This is a genomic window from Oceanihabitans sp. IOP_32 (assembly GCF_009498295.1).
GTDB lineage: Bacteria > Bacteroidota > Bacteroidia > Flavobacteriales > Flavobacteriaceae > Wocania > Wocania indica.
Genome location: NZ_CP040813.1, coordinates 2,154,352 through 2,173,956, shown reverse-complemented (window position 1 = coordinate 2,173,956; position 19,605 = coordinate 2,154,352). Strand labels below are relative to the sequence as shown.

Below are 19,605 nucleotides of genomic sequence, written 5' to 3'. Positions count from 1 at the left end.
TATGAGAAAAAAATACATCTGTATCATCTTAAGCTTGTGTGGCCTGGTACTTAGTGCAAACGCCAATACGTTGGAGTATGCCAAAGAACGTAAAAACCCACGCGATTCCATAAAAATTAAAAAGGCAGCTACAAACCAGTTGGCGTATTTACAGCAGTTACAAACATGGCGCTCTAAAACATCAGTTATGGGCAGCCTTGCTATGGCGAGCAAAACGCAAGATGTAAGTAACACAACTTTGGCCAATAGCAATGCTCAAGCTTTACAAGCCACAGAAGCCATTAAGGGTAGGGTTTTTGCCAATCTCGATAAAAAACTGCTGGAAAACAGCCACTTTAACATACCTTTAAGCGCAAGCAAACCAGAGTTTAACCAAGCTTTTATTGCTAATAACTTTACTAGAAACCCTAGAGTAGATACCCTAGAGGCCCAAGCAAAAAAAGCCTTTAACGAGGTTAAAAAGCTAGGTAATTTTACAGATATTATTACGGGTAATGAACTTCTAGAACTGCCTGTTGGTCTGCGTAAAAAAGTAGATTCTACCTCTCAAAATAGTGTAGAGCTGGCTATTGTAGAAGTGAAATTTACACCACAATATGCCGAGTTTAAAGCTTGGGCAAAATTAATTATTCCCCAAAAAGGCGAAAACGGCGAGCCAGAACGCGAACTTTATTTTGGTGCCGAGGGCATAAAACTATCGCACGATGGTGCTTTGTTAAATGGCATGAAACTGGTTTTGCTTGGCGATACATCTATTCCTATAAACGGGGATCATTGGTTGTTAACCTTAAAAGGTGGCATCGATTTAAAAACGGGAACTTTTACCGAAAAATCGTATATCGAGTTTGACTGTACAGGCCTTAAAAAAATTGGTCTAGAGGGCGATTTACGCATTTCTAGAAAGGTGCTGTTACCCATAGACGAAAAAGGTGAATATACCTGCGGCGATACCATAAGCAACCAATACTTCGAGGCTAAAAAAGGAAAGCAATTAATTGATAATAAGTGCTACGTGGGCACATCATTTAGCATACATGCAAACGGATGGAACGATTTGCTTATAGAAACTAATTTTCCAAGATTTGAAGTGGTAGGCCTTAAAGGTTGGGGGTTCACTGCCGAGAATGTGGTCTTAGATTTAAGCGATTCGCGTTCGGCAAGCAATTTTCAACTGCCCGAGAGTTATAACACCCTTTACAATACAGGCAATATAAAACTATGGCGAGGTTTTTATGCCAAAGAAATAAGTATAACACTACCCAAAGGTGTTGAAGATAACACAACAGCCGACGGCCGAACAAAATTTAGTGCTCAAGATTTAATTATCGATAGCCAAGGCGTTTCTGGAGCGTTTTATGGAGAAAACGTGTTAAATATTGGTGAGGGATCTGCAGGCAAATGGGCCTTTACGGTTAATGACATTAGTCTAACCTTAACCATGAATACGGTTACAGCGGGCTCAATGGGTGGCGATATTACTGTTCCCATTTTAAAAGAACCAATGCTCTACGAAGGCTATATTGCGTCCACAGGTTGGGGCTTAGAAGTAGGAAGGAAAAAAGATTTCCAATCACCAGTTTTTTTAGGAGAAATTATACTCAAACCCAATTCTAAAATAGGCATCAATGTAAAAGAAGGCCATGTATATCCCTATGCCAATTTAACGGGTCAGTTATCTATTGCTGGTAAAATTAATCAAAAAGCAGATGAAGAGCCACCCACTAAAGAGGCGGTAGAAGCCGATAGTAAAGGCTTTTCTTTCCCTAATATCGAATTTGAAGAGCTGGCTCTGGAAACCGAACCGGGCAAGAAACTTATTAGTGCAAAATCTTTTGGCTTTACGGGCGATATGGGCTTAATGGGCTTCCCTGCAAAAGTATCCGATTTAGAATTGATAACGCCTGCAAACCAACTGGGTCTATCCTTCGATTTGGTGATAAACCTAGATAAAGAAGGCTCGCATGCCTCCACCAGCTTAAATATTATTGGTGATTTAAAAGACGAAGCCAGAATTCAGGAATGGAAATTTAATCGCGTAAAAGTCGATAGCATAAATATAAAATACTCTAAAAGCGGCTTAGCTATGGAAGGTGCTCTTGCCATAATGGAAGACGACCCTACCTACGGCGATGGATTTTCAGGAGAATTATCGGCCACCTTCGAGAAATTGGATTTCAGCGCTACAGGCAGAGCCATGTTTGGCAAAAAAGACTTTAGATACTGGTTTGTAGATATTTGGAGTGAAAAAACAGAAAAAACTGGAGACACCAAATTACCAATAAAATCGTTTGTTGGCGGGGTCTCTAACAGAATGCGTAAAGTAAGTGGCAATACAACTGGCTTTGACCTTAAAACAGCCAAGTACCACCCAAGTGAAAACACGGGACTTGGCGTCCGTGCAGGGGTGAAAATAGAGACCAACAACTCAGGTACCTTTTCTGGAAAGGCGTATTTAGAAATGGAGTTTAATACCAATGGGGGTTTAAACCGCATTGGGTTTATAGGCGAAGGTGCGTTTATGATTGAAGACAAGGGTTTTGAAGGTGTTAATCAAAATCAAGAAGTAGGAAAAGTGTTCACCAAGGTTAATGATTTTATAGAAAAAAATAAAGAAACTGCGGATAAGTATTCGAAATACGGAAGTTTCTTAAGTCTATCTAAAGAAGCTATTCCTGTTCGTGATGTCGCTGCCAAAGGCGCCGTAGGAGCTTATGTGGGTATTGAAAAAGATTTTGAAAACAACACTTTTGATGGGGAGTTCGAATTGTATATGGATTTACAAGGCGTTAAAGGCGGTGGTGCTAATAATCTTGCTGGCTATGCCAAAATACATACCAGTCCAGAAGACTGGTACATATACCTTGGGACACCACAAAAAAGAATTGAACTCGTTTTTAATGCAGGTGCTCAAATACGTGTAGGCGGTTATTTTATGACGGGTACCGTATTGCCGTCGCAACTAGACCCGCACCCAACAGTGGTAAAGATTTTAGGAGACGACATGCTAAATGGGAACAGGCAAGAAAATCAATTAGATGCAGGCAGAGGTTTTGCCTTTGGTTTAAATTTTGGCTATGGCTATGGTTTCGACTGGAAACTGTTTTATGCCTTTGTAGAGGTTGGGGCTGGTTTCGATGTCATGCACGCCTACTATCCCGATGCAAAATGTGTGGGCAGACCGGGGCCCATTGGCAATAATGGTTGGTACTCTATGGGCCAAGTATATGCCTATGTTTACGGAGAGTTTGGGGTTAAAGTAAATCTGCTTTTTATAAAAGGAAAATTTGTAATTGCCGAAGCTGGAATTGCCGCTATGTTAAGAGGGCAATTTCCTAATCCCGTTTACATTCAAGGATACGCCGGTATGTATTACAGTATTCTAGGAGGTTTAGTAAAAGGTAGAATGCGATTAAAAATGGAAATAGGCGAAAAATGTGAACTCGAAAATATGAATACTGCTATTGGGGTGCCCATGATTTCCGATATTACCCCACGCGATAAGAGTGACGAGGCCTCTGTTTTTTCAGCACCTCAAGCCATATTTAACTATGCTGCTAACAAAGACTTTACAGTAGATCTAGATGAAGGCAAAAAAACATTTAAACTCCGCTTAAAAAGCTTTACCGTAACTTCAGAAGGTAAAACTTTAGAAGGTGAACTGGAGTGGAATGACACGAATGATGCCGTTACCTTCAAACCTGCTGAAACACTGCCTTCAGAAAAAGAAGTTAAAGTGGTAGTAGAAGTTAGTTTTGATGAAAAAATTAAAGGTTCGTACCAAACGGTCATCCAAAATGGAAAACCAGCGGTAGAAAAATTAGAGTCGGTATTTATTACAGACAAAGCACCAGGCCATATTCCTTTAGAAAATATTGTATACATGTATCCTGTATTAGAACAACAAAGCTTTTATCCTGAAGAATATAACAAAGGGTATGTAAAAATGAAAACACCTCAAAACTATCTTTTTGAAAACGGTTATGAGATGCGGGCAGAATTTATGAATACCACAACTGGTCAAGGTATTAGAACGAACTTATCTTACGATCGCGGGAAAGGAACTGTTTTTTATGATATTCCAAAAATGAACTTAAATAACAATTACGAACTAAATTTAATGGCCTTCCCTCCTGGTGCTGATATTCAAACAAAAATTATTACTGTAGAAACCGATGCCTTTACTGATGAAGAAACAGGTGATACCAATTGGTATAATGTAGATGGTAATAATCAAGCTCAAGGAACCGTAACAACCACTGGAAGTGCCATAGTTTCAAATAAGAAAGCTTCCGATGTGAAAATTTCACAAGATACGCCAAAATCTATTTTAAAGTACAACTTTAAAACTAGTAGGCACGCAAGCTTTAAAAATAAGGTGCGTAGCTTAAAGGTAACCGATAATTTAACCAACTTTATTTATGCCGATGTACACTCGCTATCCATTAAAATAGCCAATTACGAATATTTAAGTAAGCTGGAAATTATTGGGAATAAATATACGGGGGCAGAACCATTAATTTACGCCCAAGCCATTTTAGATGATAGATATTATAAAGAGCAAATTTACGGCCTCTTGTATGAAAGCTACCCCTTAGATGGCGACATTCGCGTAAATCGTGATGAAAACCTATTGGGACTGCCTCCTATTCGATCCTTTTATATTGGCAACGAATACATAAACCATTTAGATGCTAATGCCAGTTCGGCTTGGGTACAAAACAGAATTCCGTTTGTTTATAATCTGCCGTATCAATACAAATTAGATATGCTATATTTAAGAAATAAAATAGCCAACCGCTATTCTAGTACTGGAGGTAATCAAGCCATGTATGAGCGTTATAAATATATAATACAGAGGTCTTTTCCGCCATTACCTCTAGGGATTTTTAAAGCACAATTAATTTATAGAACCCCAGGTAACATATATCAAAAAGGCTATCAAATAAAATATAGGAATGATTAGATGGTTATTAGTAAATTAGTAAAACAATGAATAGCAATTTAAACAGTACTTGTATAATGTTAATTGTTAATAACATAAATGACTAAACGAAGTAAAATTTGGTAATAGGAACAACAAAACCTTCTCCAAATAAAAAATGAAACTAAATAGATGAAAAAAATTACTTTATTACTTTTTATCATATCGCATTGGATTGTGGCACAAGAAACCCCTCAAACACCTGCCGTACAAGTGCTTGCGCGCCCACAAGAAGATAAAATACTCTTGCGCTGGGCTGTAGATACGCCTTTGGCATGGAAACAAGCCAATGCTTATGGTTTTTTAATTGAGCGCAGCACCATTTCCAGAAATGGCGCCGCCGTAATTCCTATCGAAAAAAAACAATTGCTCGCAACGCCTCTAAAACCGCAACCGCTAGCAGCATGGGAAACTTTGGCTCAAGCCGATAACAACGCTGCTGTTCTCGCCCAAGCCCTTTATGGAGAACGTTTTGAAACCACAGCACCAAGCAATGATTTAGGCACTATTTATGCCGTAAATGATGAACTAGAGCAGCGTTTTACCTTTGGTCTTTTAGCCGCCGAACAAAATTACGAAGCAGCAAAATTAGCAGGTTGGGGTTTTGAGGACAATACAGTAAAACCAGGCGAAAATTACTTATACTCGATTAGTGTGGCCATCCCACAGGAAGACCCTATTGTAATTGAAAATGGCTCGGTTTATACAAGCCTTGATATGTTTGAAGAACTGCCTAAACCCATAGGTTTTGTAGGATCATTTGGCGATGGCGCTGCGACTTTACGCTGGAATTTTCATTTACTGCAACACCTTTATACCAATTACAGTATTGAGCGCTCAGACAACAATCAAGATTTCAAACCTCTAAGTGGTGTGCCCATTTTTAATGCACAAGACCCAAAACAGGATAAGAGTAGCTCACTCTCTTATATCGATTCTATTCCAAACAATAAGGTGTTTTACTATCGAGTAAAGGGCAAAACAGCTTTTGGTGAAACTGGGCCATACTCAGATATTGCTTCAGGTAAAGCTGTAAAAAGCTTAGGTTTTGTGCCACGTATTTCAAGAAAAGAGATTCCTACAGACAGCACAGCAGTATTGTATTGGGATTTTGACGAAAAAGGAAACGACTTGATTACAGGTTTTGAGGTGAGAAGAGCCCATAGAGATAGAGGCCCGTTTGAAACTGTGAAGAATAACATTCCGCCAACAGCACGTAAAACAACCGTAAGCGGCTTAAAAAGATCCAATTATTTTACCATTGTTGCTATAGGAAAAAACAATACCTCTAGCGAATCTTATACCGCATTTGTACAGCCCATAGATTCTATGCCGCCTGCTGCGCCAAAAGGGCTAAAAGCGACTCTAGATACCCTGGGTATTTTAAAACTAAAATGGCATAAAAATATGGAAGACGATTTAAAAGGCTACCGCATATTCACGGCAAATAATCCAGACGTTGAATTTACCGAAGTCACTAAAGCCACTTTTATAGGCGAAACTTTTATAGATACCATCCCTATTAAAAACTTAAACGACAAAATATACTTTAAATTAAAAGCGGAAGACAAACGCTACAACCGTTCTAAATTTTCTGAACTCTTAGTGGTCGATCAACCCAACGTAATAGCACCATCACCTCCTATTTTCAAAAATTATAGAATCACCCCTCAGGGGATAGAACTCGAATGGATTCCTAGTAGTAGTAAAGGCGTTATAGCACATGTATTATATCGTAAAAACAACCGGATTCCAGAGGCTTTATGGGAGGAAATTGCTGTCTCAGAGAATATAATTGACAGTTTGTACATGGACAAGTCTTTAACCAATGCAGGCATTTACACCTATACCATGGTCGCTAAAAACGAGGCCGGTTTAGAAAGCACCCCAACAGATCTGCTCACCATAACCTGGAAAGGCAAAGCAATAAAAGCGGAGGCTATAAAATTCTCAGGACTGGTAAACCGTGAGTTACGTTTTATAAACCTATCTTGGAAAATAAAAGATATAACCGTTAGCGAATACCGCTTATACCGAGGCAAGGCCGGAAACCAATTACAACTATACAAAACCTTAAATGGCGAGACAACAGGCTATAACGACACCAATTTAGAAATAAATAGCGATTATTGGTATGGCTTGCAATTGGTTTTACCCAACGGTAGAACCTCTGCCATTAAAGAAATTAATTTAAAATATTAAGGGTATGAAAAAAATATTACTTTTTTCTGTAGCAATATTATTAAGCATAAATTTTTATGGACAAGAATCTGAATTTGGACTACTATTTAAAATTAAGAGAGAATCTTCCAGCACTTTACCATTTGGAGGACATGCAGGTAATCTAAACTATAACATTAAGAATGCATCAACAGTTATAGGTACAAATGCTTTTACAACTAATCATACTCCTAATTGGGTTACAGATTATTCCTTTTATGATTTTAATATGGCAGATAATGACGTCATAAATATTAATTTAGAAGGCTGGTCAATATCAATAAACAGTCCTGAATCATGTACGAAAGAAAGAACAATAAGTTACAATAAAAGTGATTTCTCTATAAATACAACTGGCTATTTCAACGGGTGCATTGGAGTTGTAGATGTTTACACCTTACATCTAAAACAGCCTAAATCTAACTCAGTATGCCACACTAAAAATATTGTTCTGCAATATGGCTATAATTGGCAGTATAGGTTAAACAATGGCTCTTGGAAAAATTTCCCACAAAAATATCAAGAAAAAAGACTCATAGAATTTACACTAGAAAATTTACAAAATGAAATAGGGAGCACAATACCTTTGGGAAATATCGATTTTAGGACGGGTTATGAAAATAACTTTTTAGGACAAGTTAATTATAATGTAATCGGCTGCCCACCCGAACACCGAAAAACCGCTACAACAAATACAAATTGTATAAATTCTAATGATGGCAGTGTCACCTTAACTTTTGATAAAAATGTAGATCAAGCCAATGGTTATGAAATGCGTTATTTTATATATAAAAATACTACAAATGCTGCAACACCTCAAGTAGCCTTTCAAGGCACTACAGATAATCCTTTTCCGCCTCAAGCTTACGCAGAAGCTAGGTTTAGCCCAAAAAGTGCTAACAATCCATACGGTCTTGGTTATCTAAATATTAATCCAGATAATACGTCTAGTGGTAAATATACTGGATTAGAAGCGGGAGAATATTATATCCTTTACCAAGAGGTTAAATATAATGGAAATCTGGTAGTTGTAAAAAGTGGCGAATTAATTCCAGACTTTTTCACCATTCAAAGCCCAACCCAAGTGGTTTTAAACACCACCTCTCCCAACTTTTTTACAGATGCTAAATGTGGCAATCCCGCTGTTTTTCAATTAAACGGTACAGCCTCTGGCGGTAATAATTTAGATTCTAGTGGTTCTTATTCCTACCAATATAGTACGGATAATGGCACAATCTGGAAACCAGTAGAACATGCAAACCATAGATTAGAAATACCACCTACCGCAAACCAGCAAATTGTTCAAGTAAAAGGGGTTTATAATGTAAATGGTGAAGTTTGCGAAGGTGCATTTGCACAATATACCGTCTCACCAGCTGTAGAACCCTTACTTATTACAAACCCAAGCACAGGAAATACCTCTACTACAACTACCAACAACGGCAGCCTAAGCATAGAAATATCTGGTGGAAAACCGCCCTACACGTATACCTTGAGAAAACTAAACACGGCTACCAATAACTTTGATGTAATTCAACAAACCGAACAACAAAGCATCATCCCTGGAGGTATCGCATTAAGCTATAACAACCTTTTTGCTGGCACCTATAATATTATCGTAACCGATAACAATAACTGCTCACAAAACTCGCCTGATTTAGTGGTTAATACAGATGCCATCCCAACTTTAGGTACACCTGTAATTAATCAAATAGACTGCATTGGTGGCGTTGGGAGCATTTCAATTCCTGTTAGCGATTTTGGTACGAGATACCGTTACCAGTGGATTATTAATGGTGTAGCAACAGCTATAACGCATTCTAGCGATACTAGTGTTACCCTTAACAACATTAGCGCTACAGGGAGCTACGTGTTACGCGTCGCATCAAAGCGGGTTTCAGACAGCGATTTTGCAATTGATGCCAACGTGGCTCGTATTAATATTAACATGACCTCACCCGCTCTGGTTAAAATCGATTCTGCTAATCCCAATAAAACAAGTTGTAATGGAGGTACAGACGGCAGTATGGTACTCACACTCTCTGGAGGAACAACTTATGAATACACCTTAGGCCATAGCCCAACAGTTTGGATGCCTTTAATAAACCATACCATTAGCAATCTAAGCGCAGGCAGCTACACCATAACCGTTAGAAATGAAAATGGCTGCGCATCGCAACCGCTTAATAACATTTTTATTGAAGAACCTGATGCCATAACAATTTCTGAAGTACCCAATTCTAAACAAGATGTAACCACTAATGGGGGATCAGACGGGGCTATAGAAATAACGGTATCAGGTGGCACAGCACCCTATACTTTTAGTTGGTTGGGCCCAAACGGATATACATCTAATCAACAAAACCCCACAGGACTTAGTACAGGAGATTATTCGCTTACCGTCACAGATGCCAATTTATGTACTCAAAATTTTGGGCCCATTTTTATAAATGAACCTGGCCCATTGGGTATCGTTTCCCTAAACGCGACACCTGCGCTTTGCAAGGCAACTGCAACAGGTAGTATTAAAGCCGAAATAACTGGAACGCCGCCTTTTATTTTTACCTGGACTAAAGTTGGTGATCCAACATTTACCGCGCCTAACCAAGCCGAAACTACAGGACTTGCAACAGGTACTTATACACTAAGCTTAACAGATGCTTCTGGAAGTCCAGCTGTTAGCAGTAGCGTTTTTGTTTCAGAACCCACAGACGCTTTATTTGCAACACAAACAACTGTCCCTGTGAGTTGCACTGATGGCAACAACGGCCAAATTATAATAAACCCTACTGGTGGCACCGCACCTTATACCTATAGTTTGAATAGTAGCTTGGATAAGCAAGGTAGTAATACTTTTGCAAATTTAACTTCTGGAAGTTACTCCGTTTCGGTGTTTGATGCTAATAATTGTGAGTTTATTATCCCTAATGCTGTTGTAGATAACGCACCGCAAATAGTTATTCAGGAAGATTTGGTACTTCATATTTCAGAGTTTGGTAAAACGGATGGTGCGATAAACACCTCTGTAAGCGGTGGTAATCCACCATATACTTACAGTTGGACAGGACCAAATAACTATACGGCAGCAGTTAAAGATATTAATACCCTAAGCCAAGGATTTTATACCTTAACGGTTACCGATGCTAATAATTGCCAAACCTCTAAAACGTTTAATATTACCGAGCCTAGTGAACTAACAGTAAGTCTTGAACAGACGGTGTTTTTAGATTGTGAGGGTGATGATTTTGCTGAAATTGTAGTAAATGTATCCGGAGGCGCACCCAATTACACCTACCAATGGTTTCAATTGCTGAATGGATCAGCTAGAGAACTTAGTGAAACTAGTGCGTTTTTAAGTAATTTAAGCGTTGGTATCTATTATGCTGTGGTAACCGATTCTAATAACGTTTATAAAACTACAACAAGCATTGAGATTAAACAGCCCGATACTTTAAAGGTCGAATTAATTAATAAAACCGATGTGCTTTGTAGTGGAGCATCTACTGGAAATATTAACGTTGCTATTTCAGGGGGCACAGCGCCATATAAATATTATTGGAATGGAAAAGAGACCACTAAAAACATCTCTAATTTACCTGCTGGCGATTACTTTTTTCTAGTTGTTGATAATAATAATTGTTCTGCACAACTAGACGTCACTATTCAAGCCCCCGCTAATCCTTTAAATATCCAAGAGGTTATACTCACGAATGTTTCAGATTACGGTGCAAATAATGGTAGTATTAGTTTAAAGGTTACTGGTGGTACACCTGCTTATAATTTTGAATGGACAAGGCTTTCAGATAATACCATCATCAGTAGTCAAGCGACTATTTCTAATTTAATGCCGGATGTGTATCAAGTAACAATTACCGATGCTAACTCATGTTCTCTTACACAGGTTTATAAAATCACACAACCTGATATTATTGAAGAAACCCTAAGCAATCCGACCTGCGCTGGTAATACAGACGGCAGTATTAGCCTTTTAGTAAATAAAGGCAATGGTAATTTTACCTACAGTTGGAGTACTGGTGCCACAACGAGTACAATTAATAATTTAGCGGCAGGTGAGTACCAAGTCACCGTTACTGGCCTAGAAGAACCGTTAACCAGAACTTATACCCTAGAAAATCCGCTGCCTATTGTAGTGGATTTAGGCGCCGACCAAGTGCTTTGTAAAGATCAAAACCTAAGGATTGACGGCACAGTAGAAAACCCCAATGCTCGTTACAATTGGACTTCAGATAACGGTTTTTCAAGTAATGACCCTTCAATTGTTATAGGTGAAAAAGGAACCTATACCCTTACCGTAAGTACTCAAGCTGGTTGTTCTGAAAGTGATTCGATTTTTGTTGATGTGAGCGACCAAGAAATTAGTGCAGAATTTGCCGTATCGTCTCAAATTTATGTAGATGAAACACTTGTTTTAGTTGATATTAGTTATCCTATTCCAGATAGTTTAGAATGGATTATCCCTAATGAAGCCAAAATTATCATTGAAAATGAAGATGAAGCTGAAATCGTATTTGATACCCCAGGGGAATACGAAATAGGTATCATTACCAAAAAAGGATCTTGTATCGATATGCAAACTAAAAAAATAATGGTACTTGCAAAAGACCCTACTGTTGAAGAAAAAGATACTGAAGATGGAAATATATTGATCGAAGATTTTTTAATTTATCCTAATCCTAATAATGGTAAATTTACAGCAAAAGTAAAGCTTTCTGAAAAAGGAAATATTAGTATCAAAGTTTTTAGCTTCGCAAATAATGTTATGATTGCTCATGAAAAAGCTCGGGGCGAACTAGAATACAATATACCCTTTAACATTTCTCGAATGTCTGCAGGTGTTTATGTCGTTTTGTTAGAAACATCGTATGGTTCGACGTTACGAAAAATCATCTTAAAATAAATCAGTTAAAAGCTTTAAAAATAAAAAAACCAGCATTTAAAATACTGGTTTTTTTGTGACCTCGACAGGATTCAAACCTGTAACCTCTTGAGCCGTAATCAAGTGCGCTATTCAGTTGCGCCACGAGGCCAATTTTGTGAGTGCAAATATAATATTATTTTTAAAACAAAACCAAATTTTTATACAAATTTGTAATTCATTACTTTTGAGCATGGCTAAAGAACTATTACATCAAAAATTTAATCAGCTTTTAGACGAGCAACTCATTGAACAAATTATCGCCTCTGGCGTTTTTAAATCGTTTAAAAAAGATGATATTATTATAGATATTGGGCAGCCCCTAGAATACATCCCACTTCTTTTAAGTGGCAGTGTTAAAGTGCTTCGAGAAGATAACGAAGGTAAAGACCTGCTTATTTATTTTCTAGAATCTGGCGAAACCTGTGCCATGTCGCTTACCTGTTGTATGGGCACCTCCAAAAGCAAGGTACGCGCCGTTGCCGAGAAAGACTCTACGCTTGTCATGATTCCTGTACAGCTCATGCAACAGTGGTTTCATAACAACGAAAGCTGGCGAAGTTTTATTTTAGAAAGTTACCAAACACGTTTTAACGAAATGCTGGAAACCATAGACGATCTCGCATTTACCAGAATGGACGAGCGCTTGTACAAGTACTTAATTAATAAAACGCTAATTAACAATTCGAAATCAATAATTGTAAAACATCTCGATATTGCAGAAGATTTTAATACCTCGCGGGTTGTTATTTCCAGACTACTTAAGCAATTAGAAAACGAAAATAAAATTAAGCTTAGCCGAAATAAGATTGAAGTTTTATAATAATAAAGTCTCAAGCCATTTATCTTTGCATTCAAATTAATAAAATCTATGGAACACCTATTAAATCCGTGGCCTTGGTATGTATCTGGCCCGTTAATGGCGGTAGTTATGGCACTACTACTCTACTTTGGTAAATCGTTTGGTATGTCGTCTAACCTAAGAACTTTATGCTCCATTGGCGGTGCTGGAAAATTTTCAGATTTTTTTAAATTTAATTGGAAAACTCAAATTTGGAATTTAGTCGTGGTTTTAGGGGCTATAATTGGCGGCTATATAGCAACGCAGTATTTATCTAACGAGGCGATATCCAATTTAAATCCCACAACCATTAAAGAACTGGAAGGCATGGGATTTGAAAATGCTGGAGCTAGATATGTCCCTCATGAGCTATTTAGTTTAGAAAACCTCAACCTAAAAAATGGAAGCCTTTTAATAATTGGTGGCTTACTTGTAGGGTTTGGCACACGTTATGCCGGCGGCTGTACCTCTGGACATGCCATCTCTGGATTAAGCAGTTTACAAAAACCATCACTTATTGCAGTTATAGGTTTCTTTATTGGCGGATTAATTATGGCGAACTTCATTTTGCCCCTAATTTTTTAATTATGAAATTTCTAAAATTCTTATTCATCGGTATCTTTTTTGGTATCGTTCTCATAAAATCTGAAGCCATTTCGTGGTACCGCATCTACGAAATGTTTAGGTTTCAATCCTTCCACATGTACGGCATTATAGGCACAGCCATTGCCGTAGGCCTCGGGTTTACACAACTGGCGAAAAGAGGTCTTATAAAAAACCATAAAGGCGATAAAATTTTTGTGCCTAAAAAAGAAAATGGCTTTAGCAGGTACCTAGCTGGTGGTACGCTTTTTGGCTTAGGCTGGGCTCTTGTGGGCGCCTGCCCTGGCCCCATGTATGTTTTATTAGGTACAGGCGTATACAGCATACTTATTGTAATATTGGCAGCTCTAGTAGGCACCTTTATTTATGGTGTTTTAAAAGATAAATTGCCACATTAAATGGAAACCATACAAATAATAGGATATGTAGGAGCTTTAATTGTTGGTCTCGTTATGGGCCTTATTGGCGGTGGTGGTTCTATACTTACCGTGCCCTTATTGGTGTATTTACTGGGCTATAATCCTGTTTTAGCTACTGCTTATTCCTTATTTGTTGTAGGCACCACCTCTATGGTGGGTACCTATCAAAAATTTAAAGAAGGCTTAGTCGATTTTAAAACCGGTTTAGCTTTTTCATTTCCCTCTTTTTTAGCCGTGTACTTATCACGTAGGTATTTAGTTCCAGGGATTCCAGACACCATTTTAAATTTTGGCGCTTATACCTTAACAAAAGGCATGGCCATCATGGTATTTTTTGCCATAATTATGCTGTTCGCTTCGGTTTTAATGATTAAAAACCAAAAAAAGACAGATGCGATTGGCACAAAACAAGCCTATTACAAAACCTTTATTCAAGGTTTAATTATTGGCACCATTACGGGATTAATAGGTGCTGGAGGCGGATTCTTATACGTGCCAGCCCTTGTGCTGTGGGCCAATATTCCCATGAAAAAAGCAGTAGGCACCTCATTAGTTATAGTCTCGATTAACTCTTTAATTGGTTTTACAGGCGACGTACAAACTTTACAAATTGAATGGCTATTTTTGCTGTCATTTACAATCACTTCCATTCTTGGTATCATACTGGGCGTTTATCTATCTAAATTTATAAGCGGTAAGAAACTAAAAAAAGGCTTCGGCTTTTTTACATTAATTATGGCCGTTTATATTGTCTATAAAGAGACCAGCTTAATGTAACCAAAGTTACCCATCAAATTAATTTAAGTTTCTTATTTTGCGCTGGGGTTTCGCTATCGCGGAAAGACTACAACACCACCATTAATAATTTATAATAATATGAATACAACTTTAGAAATACAAAACTTAAAATGTGGCGGTTGCGCCAATACGATTGTAACCAGACTAAATGAATTAACAGAAATATCTGATGTTAAGGTTGACAACGCTAGCAATTCGGTGTCGTTTAATCACAGTACGGAAGCAGAACTAGAAACGGTTACAAGCTTGTTAACTAAACTGGGCTATCCTGTTGCGGGAGATAAAAACGCTTTAACCACAAAAGCAAAATCTTTTGTAAGTTGCGCGGTAGGCAGAATGGGTAAATAAAATAAAAAAGCTCCAATTTTATTTTGGAGCTTTTTTATTATACAATTTCGGCACTTAAACCCGCCTCGAGCAGCATGGAGCAACGCGGTTTTAAATCGTCGTACACCCCTGTTTTTACGGTACATTTGCCCTTGTAATGCACCAGAATGGCACATTGTTCGGCTTGCTCTGGTGTGTGCTCACAAACGGCTATAAGTGTATCTATAACATGATCGAAGGTGTTTACATCGTCATTAAACAATACAATTTCATTTTGAGTAACTACCTCTTCTTTTAACAGTAGTTTTTCTAGTGTTTTTTCCTTAATATCCATAATCCCTATAATCTTGCAATTTTTTCAGCAAAAAATACTGCATGGTTGTCTAAAATTGTTACTAATTTATAAATTTTAACGATACCCACTGGTTTCTTTCGAGTTTTTCTTCAAATTTTAACAAATACTTTTCACATGTTGCCATAATAGTAGGGATATCATCATTATAAAATCCGCTTAAATACAGCTCCCCGTTTTCATTCAAACAAGAAGCGTAGGTGGCCATATCTTGCAATAGAATATTGCGATTAATATTGGCAATAATCACATCGTACTTCTTGTTTTTTAAAACAGAGGCATCGCCTTCTATCACGGTAATATGCTTGCAATTGTTGCGTTCTGTATTTTCTAAGCTATTTAAATAACACCAATTGTCGTAATCTACAGCCTCAATAGGTTTGGCGCCTTTCATTTCAGCCAAAATGGCTAGCACTCCAGTACCACAACCCATATCTAAAACCGACTTGTCTTTAAAATCGTTTTTTAAGATGTGTTGAATCATCATGTGGGTAGTTTCATGATGGCCCGTACCAAAACTCATTTTTGGCTCTATAACGATGTCGTAGGATGTATCTGGTTTTTCGTGAAATGGTGCACGTACCGAAACTAAATTATCGACAATGATGGGTTTGAAATTTTTTTCCCATTCCGCGTTCCAATTAACTTGTTCTATCTCATTAAAATCGTAAGTAATTTTAAACTCACCTGAATTTAAAATATAAATATCGTCAAGAATACTACTGTGCCACTCCTCTTTTTGAATGTAAGCGGTAACACCATCATCAGTTTCTACAAAACTTTCAAAACCTGCTTGACCCAGTTCTGCAATAAGAATTTCGGTTGCTGGTTGTAAGGGGGCTACTTTAAAATTATAACCTATATAAACGGTATTGGACATTGATTTTATTATTAATTTTTAGCTGATAAGCGCGACCCCAAACTTTTGTTGAGATAACGCCTAAAAATATTTTTTGATTATCCGTAAAGTATCATAAATCCATAAATTATTATAATATGGTGGCACTTACATCTTTTTTTTCTGCGTAAATCAGCGCTATCTGCGGGACAATTCTATAAAGCGCTACTATTTGTTTCCCGCAGATTACACAGATAATAGCAGATTTTTTACGATTATGATAAAAAACGGATATACAACAAATATTTTAAAATGAATTTATAATCGCGTAAAAGTCGTTGGCATTAAGCGCTGCTCCACCAATTAAGCCACCATCTACGTCTGGTTTTGAAATATGGTGGCACTTACATATTTTTTTTTGCGTAAATCAGCGCTATCTGCGGGACAATTCTATAAAGCGCTACTATTTATTTCCCGCAGATTACACAGATAATCACAGATTTTTTACGTTTATGATAAAAAACGGATATACAACAAATATTTTAAAATGAATTTATAATAGCGTAAAAGTCGTTGGCATTAAGCGCTGCTCCACCAATTAAGCCACCATCTACGTCTGGTTTTGAAAAAATCTCTTTGGCATTTGAGGGTTTACAGCTGCCACCATAAAGTATGGAGATGCTGTTTGCCACCTCGTCGCCATATTTTTCTTTGATAGTGGTTCTAATAAAGGCATGCATCTCTTGCGCTTGTTCTGGACTAGCCGTTTCGCCAGTGCCAATAGCCCAAACAGGCTCGTAAGCTAGAATGATATTTTTAAACGCTGTCCCTTCTAAATGAAACAAAGCGTTTTTAATTTGTTGTTCTACTACCGCTTCTTGTTTACCAGATTTCCTGTCGGCTAGAACTTCTCCAAAGCAGAAAATAACAGTCATTTTATGTGCCAAAGCAGCATCTACTTTTTTGGCTAGAATGGCATCGGTTTCGCCAAAATATGCTCTGCGCTCTGAGTGTCCTAAAATCACGGTTTTTACACCAACAGACTTGAGCATTTTTGCTGATACCTCACCCGTAAACGCACCACTTTCCTCGAAATGCATATTTTGTGCTGCCACTTTTACTTTCGACTTTTTGGTGGCTTTTACAGCACTTGCTAAACTCACAAATGTAGGTGCAATAATAACCTTGGTGTCTTTAATTTTTCCTTTTTTTATCTTTTTAACAACTTGCTTAGCCAGTTTTTTAGATTCGGCTAAATCGTTATTCATTTTCCAGTTTCCTGCAACTATTTGTTTTCTCATAACATGTTTTTTAAAATATTTTATGTCCTCTAAACTTAAAATATTACTTTTTTAGTGCTTCAATTAACTTAGGATCATCGGCTTCAATAGCTTTAAATAAAACAATATTCCCAGCCTTATCTAAAACCATGTATCTTGGAATCCAATCGATATTTATAAAACTACCTAATGGGCTTTTCTTACCAGAGGCCATAAAATAATGTGCGCCTTTTACATCGTATTTTTCAATACCCTTTTTCCAAGAGTCTTCACTTTTATCTAGAGATAAAAACACATAAGCCACTTCTGTAAATTCGGCTTGTAAGGCTTCTACTTTTGGCATGCCTTCAATACAATCTTTACACCAGGAGGCCCAAACATCAATAAGTACTGTTTTGCCCTCGTGGCTTTTTAAAATATCTTTAAAGCTAATCCTTTCTCCGTTTAAGGTAATTAAGCTGTCGTTTAAAGCCTCTTCTGAAAATTGTTTAGAAACTTCGGTTTTACAGCTAAAAACAGTAAATAATAACAGTGCTAAATAGTTTATTTTTTTCATTGTATTTATTTGAATAGTTAATTACGGCTACCAAAAAATTAAAGCCGTTTTTATAATTATGTGTTACTCTTTTTTTAATATTACTTCAATAATCCCAGTATAATGAGTGGCATTTTCCATGTTATACGCCTTGAGAGCTTCTGCGGTTTTAATAACGTTAACACTATCAATTGTTGCGGAATCTAAGGCTTCTACTTCTGCTTTTGTTGAAGGTTTTTGATTTATAAAATAAGCGATGTTTTCCTCAGCTTTTTTTGCTTCGGGCTTAGGCGCTTGTTTGGTAAGCTTTAAGTCTTCCAAATCATTCCAGTGTAATTTTTGCATTATAGTCCCTTTATTCAATTCTAAAATTCCAGGATTGGCGCGAACTACGGTTTGCAAAGCTTTCTCGTCGCAAATATACCAGTTTATATCTAAGTTATAAGCCTCATTAATACGCGCTTTAGACTCTTGACCAGAGGCCGATAAACCAATTACGGTATAACCTTTATCTAGAGCCTCTTCGCTCATGGCTTTTAATTTTAAAGCGCCTTCTTTTTCAATTTTATCTAAATTATAAGACACTACCACAATGAGGTTTTCTTGACTTAAGTAATAGTCGGTTAAATCTTCAGAGTCCGATTCAATTGAAAAATCAACTACTGGTGGTTGGTAGCCTTCTCGTATTACACGCGTTTCTACACTTACATAGTCTCCATCGACGTTTGGATAGCTACCATCGGTTATAATCTCTTTCTCCTCGCCATTAATATTAAATACCCAGGTAAATTCTTGTACGGCTTTTGGGGCGTCTTCTGGTACCGTCATACCCTCTGCAATATTATTCCCTATTTTATATGCTCTAAAATCTATAACTGGTAAATGCATAAGCACGTGATAGCCAAACCATAAACTGAATATAAAACCCAGTAGCGCAATTATTGTGGTTGTTAATTTGCTAAATACCGGTTTTATATGTTTTAATCCTACAAATAATACAAGAATAAAAACTAGTAAAACAATATCTTTTATAAAACTTCCCCAAGGCGATAATTTTAAAGCATCACCAAAACAACCGCAATCTTTTACCTTATCAAAATAGGCCGAATAAAAGGTTAAGAAAGTGAAAAACACAATCATTAATAACAAACTCCAAACTGTAAATTTAGGCTTGTATCCAATGAGCAAGAAAACACCTAAAATCACCTCGTAAACCAGAACGATTATGGAGATACCCAAGGCATAGGGTATTAAAAACTCCAGGTTTAAAACATCGGCACCAAAATACTCTTCTAATTTATACGAAAAGCCCAATGGGTCGTTTAGTTTAACTAAGCCTGAGAGGATAAATAAAACGCCAACAAATATTCTACTTATTGCTACTAGTATTTTCATGTGTTTTTAATTATTGTGTTTACATCGGCAACCTGCGACATCCATGTTATCTTTTCCTTGAGCATCAAGTTTTAATTATG

The 19,605-nt window shown here is 37.3% G+C and carries 14 protein-coding genes and 1 tRNA gene; 8 read left to right on the top strand and 7 right to left on the bottom strand.

Annotated elements, in window-relative coordinates; all coding sequences use genetic code 11:
* Nucleotide 1: 1 nt before the first annotated feature.
* From FEZ18_RS09060 to FEZ18_RS09050, 3 genes are all read left to right on the top strand, one after another.
* Entirely contained in the window at nucleotides 2-4,963 is a 4,962-nt protein-coding gene (locus FEZ18_RS09060) for a hypothetical protein (protein WP_153268009.1), read from the top strand.
* A gap of 150 nt (nucleotides 4,964-5,113) precedes the next feature.
* A complete protein-coding gene (locus FEZ18_RS14695) occupies nucleotides 5,114-7,183 on the top strand; it encodes a fibronectin type III domain-containing protein (RefSeq protein ID WP_228122697.1) in 2,070 nt (689 codons plus the stop codon).
* 4 nt (nucleotides 7,184-7,187) lie between these two features.
* Nucleotides 7,188-12,119 (top strand): T9SS type A sorting domain-containing protein, encoded by a 4,932-nt coding sequence (locus FEZ18_RS09050; protein WP_153268008.1) that lies wholly within the window; start codon nucleotides 7,188-7,190, stop codon nucleotides 12,117-12,119.
* 56 nt (nucleotides 12,120-12,175) lie between these two features.
* Here the strand turns inward: FEZ18_RS09050 and FEZ18_RS09045 are convergent.
* Nucleotides 12,176-12,249 (bottom strand) — tRNA-Arg (locus FEZ18_RS09045).
* An 81-nt stretch (nucleotides 12,250-12,330) separates the two neighbouring features.
* On the opposite strand from FEZ18_RS09045, the gene FEZ18_RS09040 reads away from it, so the two are divergent.
* The 5 genes from FEZ18_RS09040 to FEZ18_RS09020 all read left to right on the top strand — a co-directional run bounded on the left by FEZ18_RS09040 (nucleotide 12,331) and on the right by FEZ18_RS09020 (nucleotide 15,146).
* On the top strand, nucleotides 12,331-12,960 hold the full coding sequence (locus tag FEZ18_RS09040) for a Crp/Fnr family transcriptional regulator (RefSeq protein WP_153268007.1): 630 nt from the start codon (nucleotides 12,331-12,333) through the stop codon (nucleotides 12,958-12,960).
* Between the two features lie 48 nt (nucleotides 12,961-13,008).
* A complete protein-coding gene (locus FEZ18_RS09035; RefSeq protein ID WP_153268006.1) occupies nucleotides 13,009-13,563 on the top strand; it encodes a YeeE/YedE family protein in 555 nt (184 codons plus the stop codon).
* A 2-nt stretch (nucleotides 13,564-13,565) separates the two neighbouring features.
* On the top strand, nucleotides 13,566-13,979 hold the full coding sequence (locus FEZ18_RS09030; RefSeq protein WP_153268005.1) for a DUF6691 family protein: 414 nt from the start codon (nucleotides 13,566-13,568) through the stop codon (nucleotides 13,977-13,979).
* Nucleotides 13,980-14,777 carry a sulfite exporter TauE/SafE family protein gene (locus tag FEZ18_RS09025; protein WP_153268004.1) on the top strand — a complete coding sequence of 266 codons (798 nt, stop codon included), beginning with the start codon at nucleotides 13,980-13,982 and terminating at the stop codon, nucleotides 14,775-14,777.
* 99 nt (nucleotides 14,778-14,876) lie between these two features.
* Complete coding sequence (locus FEZ18_RS09020) at nucleotides 14,877-15,146, top strand: heavy-metal-associated domain-containing protein (protein ID WP_153268003.1); 270 nt, start codon at nucleotides 14,877-14,879, stop codon at nucleotides 15,144-15,146.
* Nucleotides 15,147-15,183: 37 nt separating this feature from the next.
* Here the strand turns inward: FEZ18_RS09020 and FEZ18_RS09015 are convergent, their stop codons facing one another.
* From FEZ18_RS09015 to FEZ18_RS08990, 6 genes are all read right to left on the bottom strand, one after another.
* Nucleotides 15,184-15,459 carry an ATP-dependent Clp protease adaptor ClpS gene (locus tag FEZ18_RS09015; protein ID WP_153268002.1) on the bottom strand — a complete coding sequence of 92 codons (276 nt, stop codon included), beginning with the start codon at nucleotides 15,457-15,459 and terminating at the stop codon, nucleotides 15,184-15,186.
* Nucleotides 15,460-15,520: 61 nt separating this feature from the next.
* Nucleotides 15,521-16,357, bottom strand: coding sequence for a 50S ribosomal protein L11 methyltransferase (prmA, locus tag FEZ18_RS09010; RefSeq protein WP_153268001.1), 837 nt, complete (start codon nucleotides 16,355-16,357; stop codon nucleotides 15,521-15,523).
* A 265-nt stretch (nucleotides 16,358-16,622) separates the two neighbouring features.
* Nucleotides 16,623-16,709, bottom strand: coding sequence for a triose-phosphate isomerase (locus tag FEZ18_RS09005; RefSeq protein ID WP_410505150.1), 87 nt, complete (start codon nucleotides 16,707-16,709; stop codon nucleotides 16,623-16,625).
* A gap of 148 nt (nucleotides 16,710-16,857) precedes the next feature.
* Nucleotides 16,858-17,616 carry a triose-phosphate isomerase gene (gene tpiA / locus FEZ18_RS09000; protein ID WP_153268000.1) on the bottom strand — a complete coding sequence of 253 codons (759 nt, stop codon included), beginning with the start codon at nucleotides 17,614-17,616 and terminating at the stop codon, nucleotides 16,858-16,860.
* 43 nt (nucleotides 17,617-17,659) lie between these two features.
* Nucleotides 17,660-18,151: a TlpA family protein disulfide reductase gene (locus FEZ18_RS08995; RefSeq protein WP_153267999.1), complete on the bottom strand. Its 492-nt coding sequence runs from the start codon at nucleotides 18,149-18,151 to the stop codon at nucleotides 17,660-17,662.
* A 63-nt stretch (nucleotides 18,152-18,214) separates the two neighbouring features.
* Entirely contained in the window at nucleotides 18,215-19,525 is a 1,311-nt protein-coding gene (locus FEZ18_RS08990; RefSeq protein ID WP_153267998.1) for a BT_3928 family protein, read from the bottom strand.
* Nucleotides 19,526-19,605: the final 80 nt, after the last annotated feature.